Source organism: Kangiella japonica (assembly GCF_039523535.1).
GTDB lineage: Bacteria > Pseudomonadota > Gammaproteobacteria > Enterobacterales > Kangiellaceae > Kangiella > Kangiella japonica.
On the sequence record NZ_BAAAFM010000003.1, the window covers coordinates 309,633 to 322,100 of the forward strand.

General features: G+C 43.6%; 9 protein-coding genes. 4 read left to right on the forward strand and 5 right to left on the reverse strand.

What is annotated here, in order from left to right; translation table 11 throughout:
- Nucleotides 1-132 precede the first annotated feature (132 nt).
- On the forward strand, nucleotides 133-1,770 hold the full coding sequence (locus ABD128_RS04850; protein ID WP_343987338.1) for a GGDEF domain-containing protein: 1,638 nt from the start codon (nucleotides 133-135) through the stop codon (nucleotides 1,768-1,770).
- Nucleotides 1,771-1,813: 43 nt separating this feature from the next.
- Here the strand turns inward: ABD128_RS04850 and ABD128_RS04855 are convergent, their stop codons facing one another.
- Nucleotides 1,814-2,608 carry an SDR family oxidoreductase gene (locus tag ABD128_RS04855; RefSeq protein WP_343987341.1) on the reverse strand — a complete coding sequence of 265 codons (795 nt, stop codon included), beginning with the start codon at nucleotides 2,606-2,608 and terminating at the stop codon, nucleotides 1,814-1,816.
- 219 nt (nucleotides 2,609-2,827) lie between these two features.
- On the reverse strand, nucleotides 2,828-3,733 hold the full coding sequence (locus ABD128_RS04860) for a transcriptional regulator GcvA (RefSeq protein ID WP_343987344.1): 906 nt from the start codon (nucleotides 3,731-3,733) through the stop codon (nucleotides 2,828-2,830).
- A gap of 447 nt (nucleotides 3,734-4,180) precedes the next feature.
- Here ABD128_RS04860 and ctlX point away from each other — a divergent pair, with 447 nt between their 5' ends.
- Nucleotides 4,181-5,107, forward strand: a complete 927-nt coding sequence (gene ctlX, locus ABD128_RS04865) for a citrulline utilization hydrolase CtlX (RefSeq protein WP_343987347.1) — start codon at nucleotides 4,181-4,183, stop codon at nucleotides 5,105-5,107.
- Between the two features lie 59 nt (nucleotides 5,108-5,166).
- Here ctlX and ABD128_RS04870 read toward each other — a convergent pair whose 3' ends face one another.
- Both ABD128_RS04870 and ABD128_RS04875 read right to left on the reverse strand, forming a co-directional pair.
- Entirely contained in the window at nucleotides 5,167-6,453 is a 1,287-nt protein-coding gene (locus ABD128_RS04870; protein ID WP_343987350.1) for a DUF819 family protein, read from the reverse strand.
- A gap of 41 nt (nucleotides 6,454-6,494) precedes the next feature.
- Complete coding sequence (locus ABD128_RS04875; RefSeq protein ID WP_343987353.1) at nucleotides 6,495-6,962, reverse strand: Mpo1 family 2-hydroxy fatty acid dioxygenase; 468 nt, start codon at nucleotides 6,960-6,962, stop codon at nucleotides 6,495-6,497.
- A gap of 272 nt (nucleotides 6,963-7,234) precedes the next feature.
- On the opposite strand from ABD128_RS04875, the gene ABD128_RS04880 reads away from it, so the two are divergent.
- Both ABD128_RS04880 and mscL read left to right on the forward strand, forming a co-directional pair.
- On the forward strand, nucleotides 7,235-10,708 hold the full coding sequence (locus ABD128_RS04880) for a M36 family metallopeptidase (protein ID WP_343987356.1): 3,474 nt from the start codon (nucleotides 7,235-7,237) through the stop codon (nucleotides 10,706-10,708).
- A gap of 354 nt (nucleotides 10,709-11,062) precedes the next feature.
- The gene (gene mscL, locus ABD128_RS04885; protein WP_343987359.1) at nucleotides 11,063-11,461 is read left to right on the forward strand and encodes a large-conductance mechanosensitive channel protein MscL; all 399 of its coding nucleotides are present in this window, start codon (nucleotides 11,063-11,065) and stop codon (nucleotides 11,459-11,461) included.
- A 59-nt stretch (nucleotides 11,462-11,520) separates the two neighbouring features.
- Here the strand turns inward: mscL and ABD128_RS04890 are convergent, their stop codons facing one another.
- Complete coding sequence (locus tag ABD128_RS04890; RefSeq protein WP_343987361.1) at nucleotides 11,521-12,390, reverse strand: 1-aminocyclopropane-1-carboxylate deaminase/D-cysteine desulfhydrase; 870 nt, start codon at nucleotides 12,388-12,390, stop codon at nucleotides 11,521-11,523.
- Nucleotides 12,391-12,468: the final 78 nt, after the last annotated feature.

The window sequence follows — 12,468 nt, forward strand, 5'->3', positions numbered from 1 at the left end:
TAAGCACCACAGTCCTATAGCAAAAGCTTAGCTACTCTTCAGCTTTACAATACCTAAGGAATTGGCATAGGATGCTTGTAGGGAGGGATCGTTATAAAGTCGATTTTAGTAACTATTAGTGCAACTATAGGGTTGCTATTTATCAGTATTTTTTATACTGATAGCCTCTATGCAGAAGCTCCCGCCAAATCCCAGCTGCCTTTAACGCTAAACAATAACTGGACGCTTTGCGTTAATATAGGCCAAAGAAAAATCAACTGCCAACAGCAGCCAACCTTAGCCGCCATCGAAAAAACGTTTGACGGTTACGACGGCGAAGCCATTTACCACACCAGATTCCAACTCGACGAAGGTCTCGTTAATATCGCCCTGTCGCTATATATTTCACACCTCAGGGATGCAGACAAAGTGTTCCTTAACGGACAGCAAATTGGTCAATCGGGTCAATTCCCACCAAACTTCCAGAAAGCGACCCTATATTCACGAAGTTATTCTTTGCCTAATAATTTACTGCGTTACGGAGCGGAGCAAGACAATAAGATCGTTGTCAGAGTTTTCAATCACGTGCGCCAAGGTGGCTTTAGCGGTCAAGCTCCAACAATAGACACAACTGAAAAAATTAAAGCTCAAGAGCTTGAAGCGGAAAGTCTGCTGATGCTGTTTATTGGCATCATGGTCATTATCGCAACGGTTCAACTATTTTATTTCGCGGCACAGACCGATAGTAAAGATCACCTCTATTTTGGCCTTTTCTGTATCGCCGAAGCGCTCTACATACTGACCTACTCGCAGTTTATCCAAACTACAGGGGTCGAGCTTAATACTATTTTTCGATTTAATATCGCCCTGTTTGGTATCTTAACTTTGCTATTCTTTTTGTTCATGACCTGTTTCTTTAAGTACCGCGTTCACCGCTGGTTTTATTGGTCATTGATTAGTCTACTCACTGTATTCAGTATAATTCCTTTTGTTCTTCCGATAGACCACATTTACTCTGTGGTTTACCTCCTACAAACACTAAGCGCCTTTGTATTAGCACCTTTTTATTCATACCTATTTTATCGTGCTATCAAAGAGAACCTAGCTTACGCAAAGCTCATGGCATGGACCTTAGGGCTTTTTATTTTCGCCGTAATTATCGACTTTTTGGTTGATTTACAAGTGATCCCGCCAGTCATGGGTAAGTTTCAAGGTCTGCTATCACCGCTATTTTTAATCGGCATCTTTATCGTTTTAACCCTCATCCTGATCCACAAACACTGGCACTATTATCAAGACGCTACCTATGACTTTCTGACAAATAGCCTAAGACGTTCGGCATTCACCGAGCGACTTAACGAAGAGCTACAGCGAATCCATCGCAATAATGGCACCTTGGTGTTGGCGTTACTCGATTTGGATAACTTTAAGCAGATCAACGATAAGTACAATCACATTGTTGGCGATACGATTTTACGCACGGTAGCAAAGCGCGCACATCGAGAACTTCGTGAATTTGACCTACTTGGTAGATATGGTGGCGACGAATTTATTTTAGCGGCTCAAGTCTCCGACCATCATGATGCGCTTCAGTTTTTAAAGCGAGTTCATACCAGTATTACCGAAACACCAATAACCACCAATGATAAAAAAAGCCTTCAGATTAGTGTGACTATTGGTGGTGTTAGCACAACCACTGGAGACACGAAGTCCGCAGAAGAATTGATCGAAGAAGCCGATGAGATCTTAATCAAAGGTAAAGTTAAACAAAAAGGACGAGTCCATATTTAGTAACTCGCCCTTCCACTTACCACAATTCATAATCTAATATCGATTAGGTTACTTTAGCTTTTCGCACCACTTTCGCGAAAATACTTGGAAAAAAGCGCTTTAAAAGTACAGCTCTAGTTTCCTTGCCACCAATGTAAGCTTCCGCCTTCCCTTTTTGGTAAGCATTTATAATCTTTTTAGCACACTCTTCAGGTGGCATGCCCTCTTCTTGCGCTCGATCCATCGAGTTTTGCTCGGCACCATCACCAAGCAGAGCTTTATACGTTAAGTTAGTACGAATAAAGCCCGGATAAATAGTGGTGAACTGTAAGCCTGAGTCATGCAATTCCGCACGCAAACTATCCATATAAGCAGTGATGGCGTGCTTCGAGGCTGAATAAGCTGAGCGTAATGGTGTTGTAAACTTGCCAACAAGCGAGCTGACGGTAATAACGCCTCCACTTTTCTGCATGAGAAAGTGCGGCAATATGGCTTGAGTTAGAGCCACAGTGCCAAAATAGTTAACTTCCATGATGCGTCGATGGACTTCGATCGACGTATCCATAACCAGAGCTCGCTGACTTAAACCTGCGTTATTAATTAATACATCAACTCCAGAACTGTCTTGCCAAACTGTTTCTACTAACGCATCAAAGCCCGAACTTTCAGCAAGATCTAACGCTATAATCTTATGTTCGTGGCTATTCACACAAGCACTTTTTACCCGCTCTAATTCCTCTGTGCGACGGGCAGACAGCACCAATTTAGCGCCTCGCCTCGCAAGCTCGTAAGCTAAAGCTTCGCCTATGCCGGACGATGCACCTGTGATCCAAACTGTTTTATCTTTTATATCAACCATAAAGTTATCTATAACTCCATCAGCCAAATGACCTGTTCCCGTTATAACGAAAATAATCACTGCCGACCATAGCTGACTGAAATATAGTTTGAATAATTAGAACTATAAAGAAGGAGGTTTTTAAATTAGATTTTATTGAGAAAACACCGCTAGAAACGATGCCACCCCTTAACGCTCTAGGGATGGCATATATCACTTGATAAGTAGCACTTGCTGAGATTAGTACAAGACCTCGTCATCAACGTCTTCGTTGACTTTAGAGAGCAACCACTCTCTGAAAGCCACAATCTTTGGACGATCGTGTGAATTTTCAGGGCACACTAAGTCGTAAGAATGACCACTATCGACAACGATATCGAAAGGTGCCACTAATCGAGCTGTGTCTAAGTCCATTTGTGATAAGACACTGTGTCCCATAGCCACACCTTGTCCATGACGCGCAGCTTGAAGCACCATGCCAGAATGGCTAAATACAGGGCCTTGCTCTGGATTTACACCTTTCACATCAGCGTGTTTAATCCAAGTCTTCCACTCATCGGTACAGGCGTCATGCAATAAAGTATGATTCGCCAGATCCTGCGGTGTATTCAAGGTTCCCGACTCCGCCATCGCTGGCGAACAAACCGGCGTTAAGTGCTCCTGGAACAGCTGATCACAATGTAACCCAGCATATTCGCCCTGACCGTAATAAATCGCGATATCCACATCTTCACGTACAAAATCAACTTCTGTATCGGATGCTTTAATACGCACATCAATTTCAGGGTACAGCTGACTAAACTCTGCTAATCGTGGCACTAGCCACAAAGTTGCAAAGGTCGGGATAACGCTTACCGTCAATGAGCCAGTCGCGCCTTGAGCTTTAACCTGCTCCGTAGCGTTGACTAGTTTTTCAAAAACATCACGAATCTTAGGCCAATATAACTGACCTTCGTCAGTTAATAATAGCTTCCGATTTCTACGGATGAATAACTCAACACCTAGATATTCCTCTAAGGCCTTGATTTGGTGGCTAATTGCAGCCTGTGTCACGAATAACTCTTCCGCTGCTTTAGTAAAGCTTAAGTGTCGTGCGGCAGCTTCGAAAGCTCTTAAACTATTCAGTGGGGGCAACCGTCTAGGCATTACCTCTCCTTAACATTAATTTTTTTAATCTGAACCATGAAAAAATATCGTTTGTATCTGGTCGTACTACTGTATATTATTTGACCTGCCTTGAGGGGCGAGTCCAAACTAACATTAAGTTATAGCTTGGGCTAGACAAATATTGGCCAGATGCCTCTATTCTGTCAAATCCTCTTATCAAAAGGCAAATACTTTGTTAATTTTTTTAATGAGTAAAGAGATTAGCCTAGTGGTTTGAAGGAATAAGCGACGCTTATTCTAGCCAGAAGTCCTCTTCTGGTAAGTTGGTAAACAGTTTCATAGACTGACTCCTTTGTTTAGCGAGCGGGCATGTTTTATATACCTACCCCCATTTGGTCCTTATGACCCGCATATTGCTAATAATAGGCTTGCATATTGCAAGCCTTTTTTTTATCTTACGTTCACGTTTTAAAACCTCTAACCCTTATGTCCCAGACAACTCACTCAATAATCATGGTACCGCCAACGGACTTTTGCTTTAACCATGAAACCGCGCAAGACAACGAGTTCCAGCAAACCCCAGATTCGCCACACTATTTGATCAAAGAAAACGCTCTTGAAGAATTCAATGTGATGGTTAATCAACTGCGTGATAACCATATCGAAGTATTGCTCTTAAACAAGCATCACGGCGAGCCTGAAATGCCTGATGCCGTTTTTCCTAATAACTGGTTCTGTACGCGCCCAGACGGCACAATCGATTTGTTCCCTATGAAAACCCCTAACCGGCAAGTTGAAGTGCGCCCACAGGCTTTAGAAAAGCTACTGACCCATAATGGGTACCAAGTACAAAAGATTAACGACCACCGAGAAAGCAACGGCGCCTACTTAGAAGGAACCGGCGCAATGATCTTTGATCATCGTCATAATAAAACTTATGCGGCTATTTCCGAGCGTTGTGACGCAGAACTACTTGCCGAATATAACGCGCTACGTGACTATGAAACGGTTTCTTTCAATAGCGCCAGTAGCAACGACGCGCCGTTTTACCATACTAACGTTATGATGAGTGTGGGTGAGCAGTTTGCGGTAATCTGCCTCGACTCAATAAAGGCACCGAAGCAACGTGCCCACGTCGAAGAGCAACTAAAGCAATCTCAAAAAGACATTATTGATATCAGCCTAGAGCAAGCCGAAAAGCACTTCTGCGCAAACCTCATTCAATTGCGCAATAAAAAGAATGATCCTCTGATCGTATTGTCTGAGTCCGCATATAACGCTTTCACTAAGGAGCAAAAACAAAAGCTCGAAGCGCACGGCAAGCTGGTTCCATGTGATATCCACACCATAGAAAGTGTTGGTGGCGGCAGTGCCCGTTGTATGATTGCTGAAAACTTTTTACCTAAGCAATAAGTAAATTCCCCATAAAAAAAAGCGGCTAAATAGCCGCTTTTTTATTTCCATACAAAACGTTAACCGCCAACGACCATACGCATCATTTCTGCTGTTAAGTAAGCGCCGAAGGTACCAACGGCGTAACCTAGAATCGCTAATAATACGCCTACTGGAGCTAACGACGGGTGGAAAGCTGCCGCTACCACTGGTGCTGAAGCGGCACCACCGACGTTGGCTTTACTGCCGACGGCAATAAAGAAGGCCGGTGCTTTGATGGCTTTCGCTACAATAAATAGCAGGATGATATGAATCAACATCCAAACCGCGCCAACAAAGAACAGCTGCCAGTTATGGTAGATTTCACCGAGGTTCATCTTCATACCAATACTCGCCACTAGCACATAGATAAAGACCGAGCCTATCTTCGAGGCGCCAGCGTGTTCGTATTCACGAGTCCGCGTAAAGGATAAGCCTACTCCAGCGAAGGTCGCCGTAAGAATTAACCATAAGAAGCTACTGTTTAAGCTGTACTCTTTTGCCCAAGCATACTGATCAAAGAAAGGCGCTAACCAGCCGCCAATCAAGTGGCCAATGCCAACTACGGCAAAAGCAATACCCAGAATAATCATGTAGTCATTCAGGTATGAAACACGTTCATTCTCGCGAGTGTACTTTTCTACCGTAATTTTTAAATCTTCAATCTTAGAGTTATCGGCACCTAGCATTTTGTCCATGCCGTCGGATTTTTTAGCCATGATTAAAAGGCCAATCATCCAAATTTCAGCGACCAGAACATCGACCGCAATCATGGTGCCAAAAAGGCTTTCCTGAACATCATACAGTTCTTTCATCGCGGCCTGGTTAGCACCACCGCCAATCCAGCTACCGGCTACTGTAGACATACCTTTCCAAACATCGCCTGCAACCCACTCAGGGCTGATGACATGGAATAGCCAAATAGCTAAAGGGCCACCGATAATAATACCAACTGTCGCGGTAAAGAACATCGCAAGCGCGCGCCAACCCAAACCAAAAATCTTTTTGAGATCAATACTTAAGGTCAATAAGAATAAACTGGCAGGCAGCAAGTAGCGCGAAGAAATGTGATAAATACTTTCTCCTGCACCTTTCGTGAAGAAGCTATAATTATCAGGTACCCAAGGCAGAATACCAATGGAATTTAACAGTCCTGGTACAAAGTAGCACAACAGCAATGCTGGTATATGCTTATAAAATTTATGCCAGAAACCGTGTTGACGGCTCGATGTATAAAAAATAAGTCCTAACACCGCCATGATTAAGCCAAAGGCTACGGCGTCAGACTGAATCAATGCTACTGTCTCAGTAGTTTCGGATACTGCCATGAGTCAATCCCCAAGTTGCAAGCTGGTTGAAAAAGTGAATCTTAAGAAATTATACGGATCTTACGCAAGAAATAATTAGCTTCCCACGCAGGTCCAACGAATAAAAACAATAAGTCTTTGAAAAATGAAGGTTTCTTGCCCTCGAAATGATGACCGATAAATTGTCCAATCCAGGCAATAATAAACACCACCAATGCGATCTGCCATAAAGCAAAAGGTGCGACCTGCTCGAGCCATGCCGTGAAGAGCAGCATAAGAGCGCTTACGATTAACATAGTTAAGAAGATGGCAAAGCCAAAAGTTATGTAAAACACCTGTGCTATAAGGACAAATACTGTCGCCCAGTTCACCCAAGGATGAATTTGCATGGGTTCTGGTACTGGAATTGACCATAAGAACGCTAATACCGTCCACATAATGGCTGGCACACATATCCAGTGCAACAGTTTGTTCGTTGGATTTCGATGGCTTTCGCTATATTCAGCAATCCATTCTTGGCCGCTTTTCATGACACCCTCATTTTTCAAAAAAATAATCATATCACAACAAACGGCTACAAATACTCCCGATAACCAAGATTCTATGGGCAGTAATACCTAACCTAATTTATTTTCCAAGACATCTGTTTCCAGAAAATAGGGGGTTACCCCCTAAATTTTATGAAGGATTTACCTTATAGCCAGTTTATTGTTTTCTGTGGGAGGGTGTTGAGCGAACGTGGCTCCGTCTAACAATATCATTTCTAGGAGCCTATAAAAAACCATTCCAATGGGGGTAATACATGAAGAAACTAAACCTGCTAACAGCAGCTATTGCGCTTGCAATACCCGCGGTTGCTGCTAGTAACGCAGCCACTATCAACAAAAACCCAGAGCATGTTGCTAGTATGACGGCTAAACAGCTAACAGCTATCGATAAGCTCGATGCGAATGCAAGCTTGAACAATATCAGCGATGCATTGCAACTCGAAGCGATTGCTAATATCAAGCAAACATACCCAAATGCTACGGTACGCCAAAATCAATCTACAGGGATTATCGAAGCCATGTATGGCATTGGTATACCTACCAACGGTGCGACAGCGGAGGAAGCCGCATTTAATTTTGTTAGCGCTAACCCCAACCTTTTTAAGGGTCTTGATATTTCACAATTGAGATTCAATCCATACCGCTCTAAGCCGGCACTTGGTGGAAACTTAGTGAGACTCGATCAAGCAATCAATGGTGTAAAGGTTTTACACGGTGGTATTGGTCTGGTTATCGACAGTAATAATAGAGTCAAAGCAGTTATGGCCGATTACGCCCCATACATCGATGTCGACATGACTTCGGTGCTAGATGGTACATCCGCAGTCGCAGCTGCTGAATTGGATTTAGCTAAAAACCAAAAGCATATTCCAGCAGAGATGCTTGAAGTATTACAGCCTGGATTTGATGCGCTATCTAAAAGCCTAGGTGTATTCGCCACTCCACACCCAGAGCAAATTATTGTTAAGAGCGGTGGTGAGCATAAGCTAGCTTGGCAGTTTTACTATTATTCCACCAACCCTTTTGGTGTATTTAAGTACGTGATTGATGCACAAACAAGCGAAGTATTAAGCCGTAAGGACCAAGTTAGAACTATCGTTCCTGTGACTGATGAGTCTCCATTACCACAAACTGCTGATTACTTCCCAACATTCCCGCCAATTACGGCAGGTTTAAAGAACGAATGTAAGATTGAAGATGCCAACGGAAACGAAATCGAAGAACCTGTTGGAATGGATCGTATTGGCTTACGTAAATTCAATGACACAAACCGAGTAACGGGTGTTGAAGGTCTATTAACCGGTAAACATGCGTTAATCGAAAACTTACTACCGACAAAAGCCGCTTTTGCACAAGCAGCTACAGGTACTTATCATTTCCGTGATAACGTTCCTGGTGTTGAGTCACGCCCTAACGAAAAAGAGCACATCACACCAACTCCATCGAGTCATTTAGACGGTGTAAGCCAGTTTATCCACATTACTAATTTGATGGAATACTTGGATTACATGCATAAAGAAGGTGATGCAGTTCATAGCCGTGGTGTTGGCGAAGGTTCATTCCCGAACGAATACCCTAACGAATCTGTGCCTCTTGTTGGCTTAGTGCACATGCCGAATATTTTCGTCGCATTAGAGGAAGATCCGGTTGAAGTAGTTAGCAGCATGCCACCAAGCGAACTACCTCGATACTTACTGGGTATGGATAATGCTTTCGCAGTTCCTTTATCGCAGGAAATTAATGGTGAAGAAGTTGTGGTTAACCCAACAGCTTATGGCCATGGTAATTTGCTTAATAACTTAGCGCTTGATTTCAGTGTCCCTATCCACGAAGGCACGCACGCCACAATTACACCTATCGCAGGCTTCGAAGGCAACCCAGAAGGTGGTGCGCTGAACGAAGGTCAAGCAGATTTATGGGCTTACACAATTGGTGAAACTCCAGATTTAGGTACTTATCCAATCAACTCGTGTGACTTACTCAGAGCAGTGAGTGAAAACGGCGGTAATCCTGATTCGTACCAATACATTCGTAGTGGCCAAAGTCAGATTCGATACTCACAGCTAGGTACTCGCGGTAATGAGTTTGAAGAGCACCGTGATGGTGAGATTTACGCTGGTGCCATGTGGGATTTGCGTGAGTTAATGACCACGATGTATCCATCACAGGACTTTAAGCGTCCAGATCCAGTTACTGGTGAAGCGACTCAAGATATTAGCCAAGGTAAAGAAGCTTGGGAGCGTGTATTCCTAGGTTCGATGTACGTTCTTGGTCTTACGGCTCCTGATACATTCGTCAAGGCACGTGATGCAGTTCTGATTGCAGACTCAGTGCTTTATCCAACGGATCCATTATCGTTAGATGCTCCAGGACGACACCATGCACTGATCGAGCGCGTATTTGCTGCACGTGAAATAGGCTCTAACGCGGAAGCACCTGTAGGTGGACGTCAAACAATTTCAACTGCCGTTAGTGAATTTACAGCACAGCAGGACGCTCCAGCAACACCGCAAAATGTTGTCGCACAAATTACTAGCGAAGATGAAATTTTAGTCAGCTGGGATGAAGTGAGTGGCGCAATTGCTTATCAAGTATTGAAACGTAAAGGCCAAAGTCCAGCACGTTTATTTAGCGGCGTACCAGATCGCGAATACTATGATGGTGATACAGAGTTTTCAGGGTATACCCACGTAGAATTTGTCATGGGCGATACTCAGTACTCTGATACAGGTCAAGGTTATGGTCGTGGTGCTAGTTTAGAGATTGATGCTCTGGATTATCAGTACGTGGTTCGTGCAATCATGCCTAATGATAGTGGTCAGGTTGGCTTCTCTAAGTTATCAGGAACAGCTACAACTGGTCTCAAAGCCTACAACTTTAGCGACATGGTTGATACTCGAATTAGCAATGTCTCTTACGACGGCGGAATTTTCGCATTTAACCAAGTACTGATTAACAACGCTAACGAGACCATATATGGCCCAATTAGCTTTGACATTGTGAACGTTAGTAATAGTTCAGTCACCGTTGTAAATGCTGATAATGGGGGTTCAGGAACTCAAAATGATCCAGCACGCTTTGATTACTCAGGTGCTTTGAATTCGAGAGAAACATCTGCTGCACGTTATATAAAGTTTGATAACCCTAACGCACAAATGTTCTCTTTTGATGCTGTAGTTACTGGCTATCGTAACCACGCCTCGAGCCCAGCATCTGGCGAGCAGGATCCGAAAGATACTTCGGGCACAGCTAACAAAGAAGTCATCTATCATGCCCTCGAAGAGCGCTCTGGAGTAATTCTTGCGAGTTCAACAGACCAAACTCTAGTCGATGGAGTGGACTATGTAGATGTTAAGTTCACGGCCCTTCCAAGCGCGCTAGGCGTTGTTGCTACCCTGTCAGCTGATGTTGATGCTGTCGCTTATCCGGATCTGGATTTCTTATTATTGGATTCAGAGGGTAATGAGATGTCTTCATCAGGTAACCTAGGTTCAAATGAACAGGTTAGTGGTGCAACTCAACCGGGCAAAGAGTATACGTTGCGCGTTAATGGTTACGCCAATGGGCCAACCACCTATACCATCGTGATCGATCAGCTAGTCACTGACCCAGCTGATGCAACCCAGACGGGTGGCTCATCGGGCAGTACAGGCCTACAGAAGGAAACGATACGTTTTAGCGTCAATCCAATGACCAATACTATCTCTCCTTTAGCTATTTTAAATTAATAGCGTTAGCAAGCGCCCAGCAATGGGCGTTTGCTTCTTTTCTAATGTCATGAAAGAAACCTCGCCCTTTCGTCATCTATCCCATTAAAACTATCAACTTTTTCACTGCCTACTAAGTCACTCACTAAACGTCACTTAAATCTACCTTTGTGTATCATTGATACCGCTAAATTTACAATATGATGCAACCCTCTGCTTAACTAAGCACTTTCTTAAGCAATTCGTAATCTTTATTTGCAAATGTAAAATTCACAGCATGAGCCCCCTATCCTTATCGACATGTGGTAATAATAAATAGTTTTGGGCTATCAGCTCGAGCAAAACAATTATATAAACTGATACAGGAGTTTTATTATGGGAATGGTTAGTGAGTTTAAAAAGTTTGCGATGAAGGGGAATGTGGTTGATATGGCTGTGGGCATCGTCATTGGCGCGGCCTTTGGTAAGATTGTCAGTTCCTTTGTTAATGACATCCTAATGCCACCTATTGGTATGATGATTGGTGGTGTCGACTTTAGTCAGCTTTCGTACACGCTAAAAGAGGCGGTTGGCGAAACAGCAGCAGTGACAATAAATTACGGTAACTTTATTCAAACCGCACTCGACTTCATTATTATCGCCTTCGCAATCTTCATGGTGGTAAAAGGCATGAATCGAATGAAAAAGAAGGAAGAAGAAAAACCTGCCGCACCACCTAAGCCAACGAATGAAGAGGTGTTACTGGCTGAGATTAGGGATCTTTTGCAAAAATAATCTATTAGTTTGTTCTATGAGTCAGCAATAAAAAAGCCCTTACATAAGGGCTTTTACATTTAGTCCCGACGCCCTTGTAATCCACCAGTATGAATTATTAGCACGTTACTGCCAGGCGCAATAGCCCCCGTCAATATTCGTGTGCTCAGTGCCAAAAAGCTTTTAGCATTATAAACAAAGTCTAATTTAAAGTTATTATTACTCTCAATCTCAGTGGCCACTGCTTTGAGTGACTCGTTCGTTTTAGCAAAGCCACCGCAGTGATGCTCGGTATCTATTATCCAGTTTTCAAGCTCACATCCTACATAGAGCGCCAGCTCATCACGCAGATACTCAGCTCCAGCAAAAGCCGCGACGCCAATAATCTGAGTCTTAGGAAAGGCTTTTGCAAGACCACACAGTGTAGCCCCAGAGCCACAAGCTACCACAATATAGTCGTAGTGTTTATCAACCTCATCGGCGATATCCATGACGCCTTTTATTGCTAGCTCGCTGAAGCCACCCTCACTAAGCCAGTAGCTGTTAGGCTGGTTGTTATGGAAGGAATCCCAGGCTTGAAACTTTCGGTATTTCGCGTACTCTCTGCGGGTCGTAAACCGAAGCTCCATGCCCCAGCGCTTGCAATCTTTCAGAGTCGGCGTTAATGCTTGTTCAGGATGCGCTCTGACTATGCCCGTAGTTTTAAAGCCGAGCGTTTTCCCAGCAAAGGCTACTGCATGCAAATGATTCGACCAATTACCACCCATGGTCATAATGTGCGAGGAGCTCTTTACCTTGGCATCGGCCAGTAAATATTTAAGCTTGCGCCACTTATTGCCGGATACGATCGAATGCAACAGATCATCGCGCTTAATATCAACGCTGATAGAATTATCACTAGCGAGTTGCCACTCAACTTTTTGAATTGGTGAAGGATTGAGCTTGAGCATCTTGGCCTTTTGGGATCATTTCGAACTATTTTAACTGAGGCCTGTTATCAAGACTAATATAAAAAACCGGCTGTCCTG

Coding starts and splice junctions, on each gene's coding strand:
- ABD128_RS04855 (WP_343987341.1), bottom strand. CDS start 2,608: ATGGTTGATATAAAAGATAAAACAGTTTGGATCACAGGTGCATCGTCC.
- ABD128_RS04860 (WP_343987344.1), bottom strand. CDS start 3,733: ATGCCTAGACGGTTGCCCCCACTGAATAGTTTAAGAGCTTTCGAAGCT.
- ctlX (WP_343987347.1), top strand. CDS start 4,181: ATGTCCCAGACAACTCACTCAATAATCATGGTACCGCCAACGGACTTT.
- ABD128_RS04870 (WP_343987350.1), bottom strand. CDS start 6,453: ATGGCAGTATCCGAAACTACTGAGACAGTAGCATTGATTCAGTCTGAC.
- ABD128_RS04875 (WP_343987353.1), bottom strand. CDS start 6,962: ATGAAAAGCGGCCAAGAATGGATTGCTGAATATAGCGAAAGCCATCGA.
- ABD128_RS04880 (WP_343987356.1), top strand. CDS start 7,235: ATGAAGAAACTAAACCTGCTAACAGCAGCTATTGCGCTTGCAATACCC.
- mscL (WP_343987359.1), top strand. CDS start 11,063: ATGGGAATGGTTAGTGAGTTTAAAAAGTTTGCGATGAAGGGGAATGTG.
- ABD128_RS04890 (WP_343987361.1), bottom strand. CDS start 12,390: ATGCTCAAGCTCAATCCTTCACCAATTCAAAAAGTTGAGTGGCAACTC.